This is a genomic window from Paraburkholderia ginsengisoli NBRC 100965, from assembly GCF_000739735.1.
GTDB lineage: Bacteria > Pseudomonadota > Gammaproteobacteria > Burkholderiales > Burkholderiaceae > Paraburkholderia > Paraburkholderia ginsengisoli.
In genome coordinates this window covers 92,893-108,957 of record NZ_BBJF01000018.1, presented here as the reverse complement: position 1 = coordinate 108,957, position 16,065 = coordinate 92,893, and the positions used below count along the sequence as shown (strand labels likewise).

Below are 16,065 nucleotides of genomic sequence, written 5' to 3'. Positions count from 1 at the left end.
GGGGCTCAGGCGGCGAGTCGGGAAATGTCGGCGACGCAGTTCATCTGCTGATGCAGCGCGCCGAGCAAGGCCAGACGGTTGGCGCGCAACGCCGGATCTTCGGCGTTGACCATCACGTCGTTGAAGAACGTGTCGACCGGTTCGCGCAGGGCGGCGAGCGCGGTCAGTGCACCCGTATAGTCACGCGCGGCCAGTTGCGTCTGCACGCGCGGCGCGACCTGTTCGAGCTGCGCATGCAAGGCCTTTTCCGCCCCTTCGACGAGCAGCGTGACCTGCACGCCGCCGGTCGCCGCGCCTTCCGACTTCTTCAGGATGTTCGAGATGCGCTTGTTGGCTGCCGCGAGCGATGCCGCTTCGGCCAGCGTCGCGAACTCGCGCACGGCATCGAGACGCGCGACGATGTCGTCGAGCCGCGTCGGGTTCAGCGCCAGCACCGCGTCGATTTCGCCGGCCGCATAGCCGCGTTCGCGCAGCAGGCCGCGCAGGCGGTCCATGCTGAAGTCGTAGATGGCTTGCGTCGAATCGGCGACGTTCGGCACCGCGGCGAATTGCGCGTAAGCGGTGCGCAGCAGTTCGACGAAGTCGACCGGCAGTTGCTTCTCGACCAGAATGCGCAGCACGCCAAGCGCGTGACGGCGCAGCGCGAACGGGTCTTTCTCGCCGGTCGGTTGCAGGCCGATGCCCCAGATGCCGACCAGCGTTTCGAGCTTGTCGGCGAGCGCGACGACGGTGCCCGTTGCGGTCGCGGGCAATGCATCGCCAGAAAAGCGCGGCTGATAGTGCTCCGAGCACGCGAGCGCGACTTCTTCCGGCTCGCCGTCGTGGCGCGCGTAGTACGTGCCCATCGTGCCTTGCAGCTCGGGGAATTCGCCGACCATGTCGGTGATCAGGTCGGCCTTCGCGAGACGTGCGGCGCGCTTGGCGAGCGTGGCATCCGCGCCGATCAGGCCGGCAATCGCGCCGGCCAGCGCTTCCACGCGCTCGACGCGTTGCAGCGCCGAACCGAGCTTGTTGTGATAGACGACGTTCGCGAGCAGCGGCACACGATCCGCGAGCGGCTTCTTCTTGTCCTGCTCGAAGAAGAACTTCGCGTCGGCCAGACGCGGGCGCACCACGCGCTCATTGCCTTCGACGATATCGCCTGGCGTCGTCGTTTCGATGTTCGACACGATCAGGAAGCGCGAGCGCAGCTTGCCGTTCGCGTCGGTCAATGCGAAGTACTTCTGGTTCGTCTGCATCGTGAGGATCAGGCATTCCTGCGGCACTTGCAGGAACTCGTCCTCGAAACGGCACGAGTAGACCACCGGCCATTCGACCAGCGACGTCACTTCGTCGAGCAGCGCTTCGGGCATCACCACCTGGTCGCCGTTGGCTTGCGCGAGCAGATGCGTGCGGATGACTTCCTTTCGGTCGGCGAAGTTCGCGACCACTCGGCCCTTGTGCATCAACGTCTCGGAGTACGCGTCCGCGTGCTGGATCTGCACGAAACCTTCGGACAGGAAGCGGTGGCCGAGCGTGGTGTCGTCGGCGTCGATGCCGAGCGCGCTGACCGGCACGACCTGGTCGTTATGCAGTGCGGTCAGACGATGCGCCGGACGCACGAACTTCACATTGGTGCCGTCCGGACGCTGATAGGTCATGAACTTGGGGATCGGCAGCTTGGCCAGCGTTTCGTCGAGCGCGCTTTGCAGGCCGTCGGCGAGCGTCGCGCCGGGCGCTGCATAGCGCAGGAAGAACGCCTCGGCCTTGCCGTCCTGTGCGCGCTCCAGGTCGTTCACCGAAAAATCGGGGAAGCCGAGCGCCGCGAGTTTCTTCGCGAGCGGCGCGGTGGGCTGGCCGTCTTTGTCCAGCGCGACGGAAACCGGCAGCACTTTTTCGCGCACGTGTTTTTCCGGCGCAACCGAGCGCACATTTTTAATCGTGACCGCGAGGCGGCGCGGCGTTGCGTAACGTTCGAACGTCAGTTCGCCTTCGATCAGATCGAGCGCCGCGAGGCGCTGTGCAATGCCTTCGGCGAACGCATCACCGAGACGGGCGAGCGCTTTCGGCGGCAGCTCTTCAGTCAACAGCTCGACGAGCAGGGTAGCTTGATGGGGTTGAGTCATGAGGTGATGTTCTCGTCAGTCCTGGTCGATCTTGCGTTCGACTTTCAGCGGCGGCGCCCACGCGGGCATTGCGGCATCTTGCGCGTCGGTGGTGAGGCCGGGCACGCCGTGCACCGGATTGCCGAGCATTGGGAAGCCGAGCTTTTCGCGCGAATCGTAGTAAGCCTGCGCGACCAGACGCGACAGCGCGCGAATCCGGCCGATGTACGCAGCGCGTTCGGTGACCGAAATGGCGCCGCGCGCGTCGAGCAGATTGAACGTGTGGCCCGCTTTCAACACGAGTTCGTAAGCGGGCAGCGCGATCTGCGCTTCGATCATGCGCTTCGCTTCCGCTTCGTAGCTGTTGAAGAACGTGAACAGCAGATCGACGTTCGCGTGCTCGAAGTTATACGTGGACTGTTCGACTTCGTTCTGGTGGTACACGTCGCCATATGTGAGGCGGCGGATTTCCGGGCCGTTCGGGCCTTGCTCTTCCCACTCGGTCCACACGAGGTCATAGACGTTTTCGACCTTCTGCAAGTACATGGCGAGGCGTTCGAGCCCGTACGTGATTTCGCCGAGCACCGGCTTGCAGGCCAGACCGCCCACTTCCTGGAAGTAGGTGAACTGGGTCACTTCCATGCCGTTCAGCCACACTTCCCAGCCGAGGCCCCACGCGCCGAGCGTCGGGTTTTCCCAGTCGTCTTCGACGAAGCGCACGTCGTTCTGCTTCAGGTCGAAGCCGAGTGCTTCGAGCGAGCCGAGGTACAGGTCGAGGATGTTTTCCGGTGCGGGCTTGAGCACCACCTGGTACTGGTAGTAGTGCTGCAGACGGTTCGGATTCTCGCCGTAACGGCCGTCTTTCGGACGACGCGACGGTTGCACGTAGGCGGCGCGCCACGGCTCCGGACCGATCGCGCGCAGGAACGTATGGACGTGGGACGTGCCCGCGCCGACTTCCATGTCGATCGGCTGGAGCAACGCGCAACCCTGCTTGTCCCAATAGGACTGCAGCGTCAGGATGATTTGCTGAAACGTGAGCATGAAGTGCCTTTCGGGCATGGGGCCGGCTCGCGATGCGCCGAAGCGCGCGAGGAGGCCGTGGAGCGAAGTGCTAAACCGGAGATTTTAACGGAAAGGCAGGGGGGTGTCCGTTTTGCGGGGTCGGGCACGAGCGGATGCGATGTTTGCACGACACAGCGCCGCGAGATGCGGCCCTGTGTGGTTGTGCGGGCAGTCGGCGCCGGGTCTGCGCTTACGTCGCCGCCAGCTCGACCTTCGGCGAAAACGAATCGCTTTGCGCGACCGGCCAGTACTTCTCGAACAGCGAATAGCGATACTTGCCATTGAGCAGATCGTTCGGTTCGAGATACTTGAGCAACTCCGACATCAGTTGCACCTCATGCGACGACACGCGCCGCACGATGTGATGCGCACGCAACTCCGCCGGATGCTTGAGCCCTGCGGCCTGAATGATTTCCTTAAGCGCATGCAGTGTGTTGTGGTGGAAGTTGAACACGCGGTCGGCCTTGTCCGGCACTACCAGCGCGCGCTGGCGCATCGGGTCCTGGGTCGCGACGCCGGTCGGGCAGCGGCCGGTGTGGCAGGTCTGCGCCTGGATGCAGCCCACCGCGAACATGAAGCCGCGCGCCGCGTTGACCCAATCCGCGCCGATCGCGAGCGTCTTCGTGATATCGAACGCGGTGATCATCTTGCCGCTCGCGCCGATGCGGATGCGCTGCCGCAAGCCGATCCCGACCAGCGTGTTGTGCACCAGCAGCAGTCCTTCCTGCAACGGCACGCCGACGTGATCGGTAAATTCGAGCGGCGCGGCGCCGGTGCCGCCTTCCGCGCCGTCCACGACGATGAAGTCCGGCAGGATGCCCGTCTCCAGCATCGCCTTCGCAATGCCGAAGAACTCCCACGGATGCCCGATGCACAGCTTGAAGCCGGTCGGCTTGCCGCCCGACAGCGTGCGCAAACGGTCGACGAATTCGAGCAGGCCGCGCGGCGTCGAGAACTCCGAGTGGGTGGCTGGAGAGATGCAGTCGCGGCCCATCGGCACGCCACGCGTCTCGGCGATTTCCGGCGTGATCTTCGCGGCCGGCAGCACGCCGCCGTGACCCGGCTTCGCGCCTTGCGACAGCTTCACTTCGATCATCTTCACTTGCGGCTCGGCGGCCTGCTTCGCGAACTTCTCCGCGCTGAAGGTGCCGTCGTCGTTGCGGCAGCCGAAGTAGCCCGATGCGATTTCCCAGATGATGTCGCCGCCATGCTCGCGGTGATACTTCGACATCGAGCCTTCGCCGGTGTCGTGCGCGAAGTTGCCTTTCTTCGCGCCGAGGTTCAGCGCCATGATCGCGTTCGCCGACAGCGAGCCGAAGCTCATCGCGGACACGTTGAAGATCGACATCGAATAAGGCTGCGCGCGCTCGGGGCCGACCACGATGCGGAAGTCGTGATTGTCCAGCGTGGTCGGTGCAAGCGAGTGGCTGATCCATTCGTGCGCGACGGCCTTGACGTCGACCTCGGTGCCGTACGGTCGGCTGTCCACGTCATTCTTCGCGCGCTGGTAGACGATGCTGCGCTGTGCGCGCGAAAACGGTTTTTCGTCGGTATCGTTTTCAACGAAATACTGGCGGATTTCCGGGCGAATGAATTCGAACAGAAAGCGGAAATGCCCCCACAGCGGATAGTTACGCAGAATCGCGTGGCGTTGCTGCGTCAGGTCGAACAGGCCGAGCGCGACGAGCGCGAGTGGCACGACGAGCCAGAACCACGAGAGGTGATGCGTGGCGGCGAGCGTCGCGCAGACGATGAGCAGCGCGGCTGCGCACCACATGGCCAGATAGCGTCGAGAAAACATGGGGACTCCAGTGCAGTGAAGATCGTCGCGGGGGGATCGCCCAGACCGAAAAGACGGACGGAATCCTCCGCGAAGGAAAGCTGAGGGTTGCGGGGCAGCGTGAAGCGGGCGTTAGCCTGGAGCGGCCTCGCGCGCAGGCCCGGGCGGACGGGATAATCGGCGGGGCAGCGGGCGAAGCCAGGCGCAATGCAATGGCCCGGCAAATCTGACGATGAGGCATGCGAACGATTTGCAAGAGTCGCACGCGAAAGTGAAGCAGGTGTGAACGGAGAGGGCGAGGGAGCGGGAAGCGCAGCGGCGGGCGCGAACGACGCAAACACGGTAAGTGTGTCGGACCTGCGCCGCTTGCCCGCGAGCATCGACTAGCGCGCGCCCAGCAGCGCCGCTTTCTGCCGCCGTTTCTTTGGCCGCTCTTGCGTCTGATCTGGCGGCAGGACAGCCGGCTGTCCGGTCATCGCATGTTCGATGATGCCGCCGCCGAGACACACGTCGCCGTCATAAAGCACCGCCGATTGCCCCGGCGTGACGGCCCATTGCGCGTTGTCGAACGTGAGTTCGAACAGGGCTTCGCCGCCGTTCGCGTTGATGTTCGCCGCACTGAACGTGCACGGCGCATCCGCTTGCCGGTAACGCGTTTTCGCGCCGCACGCGAAGCCTTCCGCCGGCGGCTCGCCCGCGACCCAGCTCGTGTTGCCCGCGCTCAGCGTATGACTGAGCAGCCACGGATGATCGTGGCCTTGCGCGACGTACAGCGAGTTCGAAGGAATGTCCTTGCCCGCCACGAACCACGGTTCGCCGCTGCCGTCCTTGCTGCCGCCGAGGCCGATGCCTTTGCGCTGGCCGAACGTGTAGAACGCGAGGCCGATGTGTTCGCCGATCACTTTGCCGTCGGTGGTTTTCATCGGGCCCGGTTTGGTCGGCAGATAGCGGTTCAGGAAGTCGCGGAACGGCCGCTCGCCGATGAAGCAGATGCCGGTCGAGTCCTTCTTCTTCGCGTTCGGCAACGCAATCCGTTCGGCGATTTCGCGCACTTTCGTTTTGGGAATCTCGCCCAACGGAAACAGCGTCTTCGACAGTTGCGCCTGGTTCAGCCGGTGCAGGAAGTACGACTGGTCCTTGGTATGGTCGAACGCCTTCAGCAGTTCAAAGCGGCCGTCGTTCTCGCGCACGCGCGCATAGTGGCCGGTCGCGATGGTTTCCGCGCCGAGCGACATCGCGTGATCGAGGAAGGCCTTGAACTTGATCTCGGCGTTGCACAGCACGTCCGGGTTAGGCGTGCGGCCGGCCGAGTATTCGCGCAGGAATTCGGCGAACACGCGGTCCTTGTATTCGGACGCGAAGTTGACCGCTTCGACGTCGATGCCGATCAGGTCCGCCACCGATACCACGTCGATCCAGTCCTGCCTTGTCGAGCAGTACTCGCTGTCGTCGTCGTCTTCCCAGTTCTTCATGAACAGGCCGACCACGTCGTAGCCCTGTTCCTTCAGCAGCCACGCGGTGACCGACGAATCGACGCCGCCCGACATGCCTACTACGACTTTCTGCTTGCTCATAAGATGCTCACTGGGTGCTGCATGACTGCATGGATCGTGGAATCGCGAGATAGCCGCTCGTGACGGCCGCCGCGATATTTACCGTTTGGGCCCGACCGAATGCGTTTGCACGAAGTCGAGCGGGAAACGCCGGCCGGCCAGGTAATCGTCGACGCATTGCATGACGAGCGGCGTGCGATGCCGTTCGGGACAGGCGCGCAGTTCGTCGGCGCTCATCCACAAGGTACGGACGATGTCGGGGTCGAGCGAACGCGCCGCGTCCGGCTGGCCGCCCGCGCCACAATAGGTGAAGCGCAAATAGGTTACGCCGCCGTTGTCGTGGTCGGTGCCGCGCCGCTCGAAGTGGGTCATGTACATGCCGACCAGCGCCTCGGGCGCGAACGGATGGGCCGTTTCCTCCAGCGTTTCGCGGATCACCGCCTGCTGCAGCGTTTCGCCCGCCTCCAGATGGCCGGCGGGCTGATTCAGGCGCAAGCCGTCGGCGGTATGTTCCTCGACGAGGAGGAAGCGCCCGTCACGCTCGACGATCGCCGCGACGGTGACGTGCGGCAGCCAGGTTTCCGGTTTCATGGCTGCGCATTTTACCGGTTATGGGCGTGGGCTGCCGGGAGGCGGCCCACATCGGCCCGCGCCGGACCGCACGGACACCCCCGGATTGTCCCCGATTTCTGCGCACCCCCCTGTTTCGGTTACAGTGAGGCGTTAGCCGTTGCACTTGCAAGCCGGCGTGCCTCGTCGGCCGATCTGTCGTCAAACAGGAAGTCGAGGAGGAACACGATGCATATCGGAGTGCCAGCCGAGACGCGCGCGCACGAAACCCGCGTTGCCGCGACGCCCGAAACGGTCAAAAAGTACGTGAGCCAAGGCCATCGGGTCACGATCCAGAGCGGCGCGGGCACCCCCGCGAGCTTTCCTGACGACGCCTTTACGGCCGCCGGCGCGGAAATCGTCGATGCGGCCACCGCCTTCGGCGCCGATCTCCTCCTCAAAGTCCAGTCCCCCACCGACTCCGAGCTGCCGCTTCTGAAGCGCGGCGCGACGCTGGTCGGCATGCTCGACCCGTTCAACGCCGACAACGCGCAGAAGCTCGCCGACGCCGGCGTCACCGCGTTCGCGCTCGAAGCCGCGCCGCGCACCACGCGCGCGCAGAGCCTCGACGTGCTGTCGTCGCAGGCGAACATCGCCGGGTACAAGGCGGTGCTGCTGGCGGCGACGCTCTATCCGCGCTTCATGCCGATGCTGATGACGGCGGCGGGCACCGTGAAAGCCGCGCGTGTGCTGATTCTCGGCGCGGGCGTGGCCGGCTTGCAGGCGATCGCGACCGCCAAGCGCCTCGGCGCGGTGATCGAGGCGTCGGACGTGCGGCCGGCCGTGAAAGAGCAGATCGAATCGCTCGGCGCGAAGTTTCTCGACGTGCCCTACGAAACCGACGAGGAGCGCGAAGCCGCGCAAGGCGTCGGCGGCTATGCGCGGCCGATGCCGCCGTCCTGGCTCACGCGACAGTCGGCGCTGGTCCACGAGCGGGCGAAGCAGGCGGACGTGGTGATCTCCACCGCGCTGATTCCGGGCCGCCCCGCCCCGACGCTGATCTCGGTCGACACCGTGCAGGCAATGAAACCGGGCTCGGTGCTGGTCGACCTCGCGGCCGGGCGCGGTCCGGAGTACGAAGGGCGGCGCGGCGGCAACTGTCCGTTGACCGAAGCCGATCAGGTGGTGGTCAGGCATGGCGTGCAGATCGTCGGCTATACGAACCTGGCGTCGATGGTGCCCGCCGACGCGTCGTCGCTCTACGCACGCAACCTGCTCGACTTCCTGAAGCTGATCATCACGAAGGACGGCGCCCTGAACATCGATCTCGCGGACGATATCGTCGCGGCCACGCTGCTGGCCCGCGACGGCGCAGTCACGCGCAAGGCATAGAGGAGAACGGCGATGGAAGTCATCAACCACACCGTCATCAACCTGATCATCTTCGTGCTGGCGATCTACGTCGGCTACCACGTGGTCTGGAACGTCACGCCCGCGCTGCACACGCCGCTGATGGCCGTGACCAATGCGATCTCGGCGATCGTGATCGTCGGCGCGATGCTGGCCGCCGGTCTCACGCTCGGCGCGCCCGGCAAGTTCTTCGGCACGCTCGCGGTCGCGCTCGCGGCAGTCAACGTGTTCGGCGGCTTTCTCGTCACGAGGCGAATGCTGGAGATGTTCCGCAAGAAAGAGCCGAAGAAGCTCGTTACCGACAAGACCGCCAAGGAGAACGCGTAATGAGCCTGAACGTCGTCACGCTGCTTTATCTGATCGCGTCGGTCTGCTTCATTCAGGCGCTCAAGGGGCTGTCGAATCCGAAGACGGCGCGCATCGGCAATACCTTCGGCATGGTCGGGATGGCGATCGCGATCCTCACGACCGTCGCGCTGATCGCCAGGCAGGCGAGCGAGCTCGGCTCGAATCTCGGCCTCGGGCTCGGCCTGGTGCTGGTCGCGCTGGTGATCGGCGGGGCGGTCGGCGCATTCGTCGCGGCGCGCGTCGAGATGACCAAGATGCCCGAACTGGTCGCGGCAATGCACTCGCTGATCGGTCTCGCGGCGGTCTGCATCGCGTATGCGGTGGTGTCGGAGCCGGCCGCGTTCGGCCTCGTCGATCCCGAGTATCCGATCCCGGGCTTTCTGCCGTTCGGCAATCGCATCGAGCTGTTCATCGGCACGTTCGTCGGCGCGATCACGTTCTCCGGGTCGGTGATCGCGTTCGGCAAGCTGTCGGGCAAGTACAAGTTCCGGCTCTTCCAGGGAGCGCCGGTCGTGTACAGCGGCCAGCATCTGATCAACCTGATGCTCGCGATCGCGATGCTCGGCTTCGGCATCATCTTCTTTCTCACGCAAGCCTGGCTGCCGTTCATCATCATGACGATCATCGCGTTCGTGCTCGGCGTGCTGATCATCATCCCGATCGGCGGAGCGGACATGCCGGTGGTGGTGTCGATGCTCAACTCGTATTCGGGCTGGGCGGCGGCGGGCATCGGCTTCTCGCTGAACAATCCGATGCTGATCATCGCGGGCTCGCTGGTCGGCTCGTCGGGCGCGATTCTGTCGTACATCATGTGCCGCGCGATGAACCGTTCGTTCTTCAACGTGATTCTCGGCGGTTTCGGCAACGAGCCGGGCGCGGCGGTGGCGGGCGGTGCGGCGGAGCAGCGTCCGGTGAAATCCGGATCGGCCGACGATGCGGCATTCATGCTCGGCAACGCCGAAACCGTGGTGATCGTGCCGGGTTATGGGCTTGCCGTGGCGCGTGCACAGCACGCGCTGAAGGAGCTCACCGACAAGCTGGTCGAGAAGGGCATCGAGGTGAAGTACGCGATTCACCCGGTGGCCGGACGCATGCCGGGGCACATGAACGTGCTGCTCGCCGAAGCCGAGGTCGCCTACGACATGGTCTACGAAATGGACGACATCAACGGCGAGTTCGGCCAGGTCGACGTGGTGCTGGTGCTCGGCGCGAACGACGTGGTGAATCCGGCCGCGAAAAACGATCCGAAGTCGCCGATCGCGGGCATGCCGATCATCGAGGCATACAAGGCGAGGACGGTGATCGTCAACAAGCGGTCGATGGCGGCGGGCTACGCCGGGCTCGACAACGATCTGTTCTACATGGACAAGACGATGATGGTGTTCGGAGACGCGAAGAAGGTGATCGAGGACATGGTGAAGGCAGTGGAGTGAGTGCTTTCTGAAGATCACGGGCTGCGTGGCGATGGGCCCGTGATTCTCTCGTTGGTGTGACAGTGGCAGTGGCCTTCACCTTTACCTTTACCTTCCTCTTCGCGTGATGCGGCCGGCTCACTTCGGCTTCGCGTTCACATGCCGCAACAGGTCCGCGAGCCGTCTACCTTCCTGGTCCGGGTACGGTTCGAGCACCTGAAGATCCCCGATCTTCTCCAGACTGAAATTGCGGAAGTCGCCGCGCAATTCGCACCACGCGCCGAGCGTCCAGCGTGCGCCCCAATAGGCTAGCGCGAGCGGCCAGACGCGGCGCTCGCTCGCCGCGCCGATCGCGTCGATGTACGCGAAGCGCACCACGTGGCGGGTGTCGATCGCGCGATGCAACGCATCCAGTTGCGCCGAGAAATCCCCTTTGATGTGAAACGACGGCGCGAAGATCGCCAGCCTTTCGAGCGTCGCGCGTTTGTCGGCGGGCATTGCCGAAGCGATCTTCGCGAGAGCTCCGCGCGCGCCGCTCGCGAAGCCCGCGCCGCCCCACGATTCGAGCATGCGCGCGCCGGCGGCGAGCGCGGCCAACTCGTCGGCGGTGAAGGTGAGCGGCGGCAGACTCGCCGCGCGGCTCAAGCGGTAGCCGATGCCCGCCTCGCCTTCGATCGGGACCCCTGACAATTGCAGATCGCGCACGTCGCGATAGACGGTGCGCAGCGAAATGTTGAGCCAGTCGGCGAGTTGTTGCGCGGTGGTGAGACGCCGGCCGCGCAACAGTTCGGCGATCTGGAACAGGCGGTCGGCGCGGCGCGTCATCGTGGGCGTCTGGTGGAGGAGGACGGGAACGGTCCCGCGATGATAGCGCCGCATGCCGCGCTCCGCTCGTGGTTCGCCGCGTCGCGCGCGGCCGTGGCGCGCGACGCGTTGCGGGTGTGTTGCGTGGTACTGCCGCTCGCATGGCGAGGTGCGCGTTGCGCTGCGCTGTGTCGCTTTTTTTTCGTTGCGCTGCGCGGTCTCGCGGCTTAGCCGTTGGTAAGCGAATGCAGGCCGAGGCGATTGCCTTCCGTGTCGGTGAAGAACGCGATGTAGCCGATGTCCTGCGGCAGCTTGATCACGGGGCCGTCGGTTTTGCCGCCGGCTTTCTCGACGCGCGCGAGCGTAGCGTCGACGGTCGGCTGGGCGTTCAGGTAGACGAGCACGCCGTCGCCGTTCGGCGTCATCGACGGGCTCTGGATGATCGCGCCGCCGGTGGCGGGCTCTTCATACGGAAACACCGCGATCGGCTGACCGCCGAATTCCTGGCGATTGAGTTCGATGTCGAGCGCGGCTTCGTAAAAACGGACGGCGCGATCGAAATCGACGGACGGAATCTCGAACCAGGCAACAACTTTGGATGACGTGGACATGACACTCTCCTGTGGATGGCGGGTAAGCCGTGCAAAGCGCCGGATGGCGTGAGAAGGAGTGTGCGGGGGTGCTGCTGACAGCGTGGTGTCAGTAGGGTATGGCAGGAGACACGAGCGGGTTGTCAGGAGAGCGGGGATGAGGTGCTGCGGCGGGCGGTAATGCGAAAGCACGCGACGTGTGCCGGCGAGTTGCAACGGGCGAAGGGCAGATGGGGGGCGCTGTGATAGGCGGCAGTACTGGGCGGCGAGGCGCGATGGTGGAGCCAGGTGTCGCAGTGGGAAATGCAGCGCTGCAAAAAAACGCCAGCACCACATCGCGTCAGCGAAAAAAAACCGCGGAGCACAAAGGTCCGCGGTTTTCGTAGCCATACCACAAGCGCGCTAAGCAGCATTACCTCAGCCGCCTTCGCTCTTCGCCGCCGGCGTCTCACTCTGCTGCGGCCGTTGACGCACGCTGCCCGCGATCAGATCGAAGCGGAACAGGCGGCACTCCAGAGCGCCGTTAAAGAGCGGCGTCTTGGTCGACTCGCGCAGGCGCAGTTGCCCCGGCAGCTTGCGATCCGAAGTCAGGATGAACGCATGCCAGCCCGTGAAGCGCTGCTTCAACGCATCGCCGAGCGAGTGGAAGAATTCGCTGTCGGGCGCTTCTTCCTGGACGCGGCGGAAACCGTCGTCCTCGCGGCTCTCACGATTGCCGCGGCCTTCGCGCAGTTCGCCGCGCGCGTTGCGGCCGCGCACTTCGATCCGCTCGCCATACGGCGGATTCGCGACGAGGATGCCCGCCGCCGACGAAGGCGGCGTCATGCCGCGCGCGTCCACCTGCTTAAGTGGAATCGACGGCAAGCCGGCGCGCTGGAAGTTCGCGCGCGCCTTGTCGAGCATGTCGCCGGAAATATCGCTGCCGAAAATCTGCAGATCGGCGCGTGAGCTGCGCGCGGCATGCTTCGCGTCGAGCGCGGCCGCCTTCAGCGTCTGCCAGGTCTTGGCGTCGAACTGCTTGAGCTTCTCGAAGCCGAAGCGGCGTTCCGCACCCGGCGCGATGTTCAGCGCGACTTGCGCGGCTTCCGCGAGGAACGTGCCGCTGCCGCACATCGGATCGTACAGCGGCGTGCCGGCGGTCCAGCCGGTCAGGCGCAGAATGCCCGCCGCGAGATTTTCGCGCAGCGGCGCCGCGCCCTTGTCCAGACGCCAGCCGCGTTTAAAGAGCGGGTCGCCGGACGTGTCGAGGTAGAGCGTGCAATCGGTGGCGGTGAGAAACGCGAACACGCGCACGTCGGGCATCCCGGTGTCGATGCTCGGCCGCGCGCCGCTGACTTCGCGCAGACGGTCGCAGATCGCGTCCTTCACGCGCAGCGTCGTGAACTCCAGGCTGCGCAGCGGCGACTTGATCGCGGTGACGTCCACCCGCAGCGTTTCATTCGCGGAGAACCACTGCTCCCAACGCTGTTCGACCGCGAGCGCGTAAATGTCTTGCTCGCTGCGATACGGCCGGTGCGCGATCTTCAGCAGCACGCGGCTCGCGAGACGCGAATGCAGGTTGGCGGCCATGCCGGCGGCCCAGCCTCCGCGAAAATGCACGCCGCCGGGCACTTGCGCGCCGGCCGTGAACGGCGCGCCGTTCAGATGTTTCGCAGCAATTTCGGCGAGTTCGGCCGCGAGCGAGGCTTCAAGGCCGCGTGGGCAAGGGAGGAAGAAATCGAAGGACATTGAGGTTGCCGGAAGGCGTTGGATAAGGCGCTATTGTACGCGGTCGGGGTGGGCCGCCCGGCGCGATGGCGAGGCGGGTCGTTCGCGCAGGTTTGCAGCCCAGCGCGACAAGCACCGTCAATCCGCTTTCCGTGCCGTTTTCGCCGGCCACACCAGCTCCAGCGGATGGCGGCGCAGCCGCTGCCAGATCGCGCCGCGCAGCGAGCGCACCGCGTTGCGCCGCAAGTCGCGCGACCTCGCGGCCATGTAGAAGGCGAGCGCGAAACTCACGGCCACATTGAGTATCGCCATGCTCCCGACCCCCGCCACCGCCCACCACAGTTCCGGCCACTTCAACGCGCTCTTGCCGAGCACGCCGAGCGCGACGCCGATGGAGCCCGCGCTCAGCGTCACGTGCCGCACTTCGAAACTGAACGCGAGCGCGGTGACGATCGCCGGCACGAGTCCGAGCATCAGACCGAGCGAGATGTTGCCGACCACCCCCGCCACGTTCGCGCGACACCAGTGCGCGAAGCGGTCCGCCGTCGCCGCGCCGAGCGTGAGGCGCAGGCGGCGATTGTAGGCGAGCGCATCGGCGACGCGATGCAGTACGAACCAGTTGTCCGCCCAGCCCGCGAGCAGACTCGACGACCACAGCAGCACGCCGGTCAGCGCCGCGTAAAACGGCGTCGGCCCGATGAGCGAGAACGACAGCAGCGTGGCGTGCGCCTTCTGCGGCGAGATGATGTCGGCGTGAAAGAGCGCGTGCCACAACAGCTGCACGGCGAGGCACACCGGAAACACCACCAGCACGTTGCCGAGCACCGCGGCGGCCTGGGTGCGCATCAGCGCGGTCACCGAACTCACGAAACTGTCGACGCCCGCCGGCGTGCCGACGCCGTCGAGTTCGCGGGCGAGCGTGGGCGCGGTCATCGCCGGCTGCTTGGTGGCGAGCGAGAAGTGCAGGAAGTGCATCAGCAGGAAGCTGGCCGCGTAGTTGATGCCGGCAAGCAGGCCCTCCAGCATCGCCTGCAGATGCGCGCCGGTGATCGCGAACTTCACGCAGACCGTGACGACCGTGACGAGTCCGCCGCCGGCCGCCATACGCATCATCTTCAGATACTCGGTGCGATCGCGGGCGATGTAGTGCTCGCCGGTATCCGCGCTGTACTCGACGACCTTGCGCGCGAGCAGCGAGAAATTGCTGCGCATCAGGTGTGCGATGCTCTGGCTCGCGTGATTCGCGTTGACGAGTTCGGCGGTGAGGCGTGCGCTCGCGTGCGGATCGTCGTGCGCCATCCACGCGTTCAGCAGATGCTCGGCGCGCACGATGCGCATGCGCATCCGTTCGACCTGGAACACGATGTCGACGCTCACGCCGTTGCGATAGAGATGGGCGAAGACGTCGTCGGTCGCGCTGCGGCAATCGTCGAGCAGCAGCCGCAGGTAGTTCACTTCGCGCAGCAGCCGCTCTTGCGGCTCGCCGGCCATGACCGCGTGATGCGCGGCTTCGACGGCGAGCATCGCGCGGGTGAGCCGGTAGAACGGCTGCTTTTCCATCGCGACGCGCATGTCGCTGGTGTCGTGCGCACCGGGCGTATCGCGGTCGTCGGGGTCGACCGCGACGAGGCGGCTGCGCACGGTTTGCGACAGACCCGTCGAGCTGATCTGGCAGGTGAGGTTGTGCAGCGCGGCCAGCAGGTCGAGCGAGAACGGCGTGCTGTCGCGCGGTTCGTCCTGGTCTTCGGCGTAGTCGAACAGCGCGTGGATGCGGATCAGCAGATCGGTGGGCAGCGTCGCAATCCACGCGACGTCGCGCTCCGAGCCGAACATCAGCGTGACGATCGCGGTGAGGTCGCGCCGATTCGGCGCGGGCGGGATCAGCGACGCTTCGAGGCGCCCAAGCACCGCGCCGACGAAGCCGGAATGCACCGGCATGCCCGCGTCGCACAGCAGCGAGAGACCGTCGCTCTCACGCAGCAGCGCGCGCAGAATGCCGGCGACGTTCGCCTTCCACGCGGGGTTGCGATCGAGCACGTGGAGCAGATAGCGGATGCGCGTATGCGCCGGGATCGTGCGAGAGGCTTCGGTGTTGGCGTCGGGGTTGAGCGCGCCGGGTTGCACGGCTCGGCCACGGCGAATCCAGTGTGCGAGTTCGATCAGCCACTCGCTGCGTTCGGGATAGGGCGCGTTGCGGTCGGCGATCGCCAGCAGCGCATCGAGCTGATGGCCGCCGTCGCGCGACGCGCGCCATTTCTTGATAAATCGTTTGAGCGGGTCGAACATGGTTTGCCTGCGGGATGTGTGCGACGGGTCAAAGGATCGGTGATTTTTCGCTGGCTTTCCTTGATAGCGCCAGTCCGTGCGTCGATTATGACCGGAGCCCGGTTTCGGGCGTGACGTTGTTGTCCCGGAGGAAGAGAAAAGTGGTCAACGTGAAAATCGAGAAGTTCATCGACGGCAAACGTGCAACGTCGTTCAGCGTGCCGGTTGCGGTTCTGCGAATCGCCGGTGCGGTGTTGCCGGGCGCGGCCCTTGAGTCGCTGGCCAGACGTGGGTTGAACGTGCGGCAGCTTCTCGAAGCGAAACGCACCGGCGCCAGCTATACGACGACGATGAGCGTGCGGGAGCGGGGTGTCTGGACGGAGGTCGTGGTGTCGTTGAAGTAGCGCGGGGGGTGCGTGATGCGGGTCGCTGGTCGGGCACGCTGTCGATGTCGACGCATGCTGTCGTGCGCGACACCGCTCACGTGGGCAACGAGGC

The 16,065-nt window shown here is 65.3% G+C and carries 13 protein-coding genes; 4 read left to right on the top strand and 9 right to left on the bottom strand.

From position 1 onward, the window contains the following. Positions 1-5: 5 nt before the first annotated feature. The 5 genes from glyS to BGI01S_RS23150 all read right to left on the bottom strand — a co-directional run bounded on the left by glyS (position 6) and on the right by BGI01S_RS23150 (position 7,073). Complete coding sequence (gene glyS, locus BGI01S_RS23170; protein ID WP_042328419.1) at positions 6-2,105, bottom strand: glycine--tRNA ligase subunit beta; 2,100 nt, start codon at positions 2,103-2,105, stop codon at positions 6-8. A gap of 15 nt (positions 2,106-2,120) precedes the next feature. Continuing rightward, entirely contained in the window at positions 2,121-3,128 is a 1,008-nt protein-coding gene (gene glyQ, locus BGI01S_RS23165) for a glycine--tRNA ligase subunit alpha (protein WP_084585476.1), read from the bottom strand. 211 nt (positions 3,129-3,339) lie between these two features. Further along, positions 3,340-4,950, bottom strand: a complete 1,611-nt coding sequence (locus BGI01S_RS23160; protein WP_042328418.1) for an FMN-binding glutamate synthase family protein — start codon at positions 4,948-4,950, stop codon at positions 3,340-3,342. Between the two features lie 362 nt (positions 4,951-5,312). After that, positions 5,313-6,503 carry a tRNA 2-thiouridine(34) synthase MnmA gene (gene mnmA, locus BGI01S_RS23155; RefSeq protein ID WP_084585469.1) on the bottom strand — a complete coding sequence of 397 codons (1,191 nt, stop codon included), beginning with the start codon at positions 6,501-6,503 and terminating at the stop codon, positions 5,313-5,315. Positions 6,504-6,581: 78 nt separating this feature from the next. Further along, on the bottom strand, positions 6,582-7,073 hold the full coding sequence (locus BGI01S_RS23150) for an NUDIX hydrolase (protein ID WP_042328417.1): 492 nt from the start codon (positions 7,071-7,073) through the stop codon (positions 6,582-6,584). A 207-nt stretch (positions 7,074-7,280) separates the two neighbouring features. Between BGI01S_RS23150 and BGI01S_RS23145 the strand changes: the two genes are divergently transcribed. The 3 genes from BGI01S_RS23145 to BGI01S_RS23135 are packed head-to-tail and all read left to right on the top strand — an operon-like array spanning position 7,281 to position 10,222. Next, the gene (locus BGI01S_RS23145) at positions 7,281-8,423 is read left to right on the top strand and encodes a Re/Si-specific NAD(P)(+) transhydrogenase subunit alpha (RefSeq protein ID WP_042328416.1); all 1,143 of its coding nucleotides are present in this window, start codon (positions 7,281-7,283) and stop codon (positions 8,421-8,423) included. Positions 8,424-8,435: 12 nt separating this feature from the next. Beyond that, complete coding sequence (locus BGI01S_RS23140; protein ID WP_042328415.1) at positions 8,436-8,768, top strand: NAD(P) transhydrogenase subunit alpha part 2; 333 nt, start codon at positions 8,436-8,438, stop codon at positions 8,766-8,768. Further along, on the top strand, positions 8,768-10,222 hold the full coding sequence (locus tag BGI01S_RS23135) for an NAD(P)(+) transhydrogenase (Re/Si-specific) subunit beta (protein ID WP_042328414.1): 1,455 nt from the start codon (positions 8,768-8,770) through the stop codon (positions 10,220-10,222). Before BGI01S_RS23140 ends, BGI01S_RS23135 begins: the two co-directional genes overlap by 1 nt. A gap of 117 nt (positions 10,223-10,339) precedes the next feature. On the opposite strand, the gene BGI01S_RS23130 is transcribed toward BGI01S_RS23135, so the two are convergent. The 4 genes from BGI01S_RS23130 to BGI01S_RS23115 form a co-directional block, all read right to left on the bottom strand. Further along, entirely contained in the window at positions 10,340-11,080 is a 741-nt protein-coding gene (locus BGI01S_RS23130) for a helix-turn-helix transcriptional regulator (protein ID WP_042328413.1), read from the bottom strand. Between the two features lie 152 nt (positions 11,081-11,232). Further along, complete coding sequence (locus tag BGI01S_RS23125; protein ID WP_042328412.1) at positions 11,233-11,616, bottom strand: VOC family protein; 384 nt, start codon at positions 11,614-11,616, stop codon at positions 11,233-11,235. Positions 11,617-12,012: 396 nt separating this feature from the next. After that, positions 12,013-13,323, bottom strand: a complete 1,311-nt coding sequence (locus BGI01S_RS23120) for a THUMP domain-containing class I SAM-dependent RNA methyltransferase (protein ID WP_042328411.1) — start codon at positions 13,321-13,323, stop codon at positions 12,013-12,015. A gap of 117 nt (positions 13,324-13,440) precedes the next feature. Beyond that, positions 13,441-15,588, bottom strand: a complete 2,148-nt coding sequence (locus BGI01S_RS23115; RefSeq protein ID WP_042328410.1) for a site-specific recombinase — start codon at positions 15,586-15,588, stop codon at positions 13,441-13,443. Between the two features lie 110 nt (positions 15,589-15,698). Here BGI01S_RS23115 and BGI01S_RS23110 point away from each other — a divergent pair, with 110 nt between their 5' ends. Then, entirely contained in the window at positions 15,699-15,971 is a 273-nt protein-coding gene (locus tag BGI01S_RS23110; protein WP_157004256.1) for a hypothetical protein, read from the top strand. The last annotated feature ends 94 nt before the right edge of the window (positions 15,972-16,065 follow it).

Coding starts and splice junctions, on each gene's coding strand:
- glyS (WP_042328419.1), bottom strand. CDS start 2,105: ATGACTCAACCCCATCAAGCTACCCTGCTCGTCGAGCTGTTGACTGAA.
- BGI01S_RS23120 (WP_042328411.1), bottom strand. CDS start 13,323: ATGTCCTTCGATTTCTTCCTCCCTTGCCCACGCGGCCTTGAAGCCTCG.
- BGI01S_RS23140 (WP_042328415.1), top strand. CDS start 8,436: ATGGAAGTCATCAACCACACCGTCATCAACCTGATCATCTTCGTGCTG.
- mnmA (WP_084585469.1), bottom strand. CDS start 6,503: ATGAGCAAGCAGAAAGTCGTAGTAGGCATGTCGGGCGGCGTCGATTCG.
- BGI01S_RS23150 (WP_042328417.1), bottom strand. CDS start 7,073: ATGAAACCGGAAACCTGGCTGCCGCACGTCACCGTCGCGGCGATCGTC.
- BGI01S_RS23145 (WP_042328416.1), top strand. CDS start 7,281: ATGCATATCGGAGTGCCAGCCGAGACGCGCGCGCACGAAACCCGCGTT.
- BGI01S_RS23125 (WP_042328412.1), bottom strand. CDS start 11,616: ATGTCCACGTCATCCAAAGTTGTTGCCTGGTTCGAGATTCCGTCCGTC.
- BGI01S_RS23160 (WP_042328418.1), bottom strand. CDS start 4,950: ATGTTTTCTCGACGCTATCTGGCCATGTGGTGCGCAGCCGCGCTGCTC.
- BGI01S_RS23135 (WP_042328414.1), top strand. CDS start 8,768: ATGAGCCTGAACGTCGTCACGCTGCTTTATCTGATCGCGTCGGTCTGC.
- glyQ (WP_084585476.1), bottom strand. CDS start 3,128: ATGCTCACGTTTCAGCAAATCATCCTGACGCTGCAGTCCTATTGGGAC.
- BGI01S_RS23130 (WP_042328413.1), bottom strand. CDS start 11,080: ATGCGGCGCTATCATCGCGGGACCGTTCCCGTCCTCCTCCACCAGACG.
- BGI01S_RS23115 (WP_042328410.1), bottom strand. CDS start 15,588: ATGTTCGACCCGCTCAAACGATTTATCAAGAAATGGCGCGCGTCGCGC.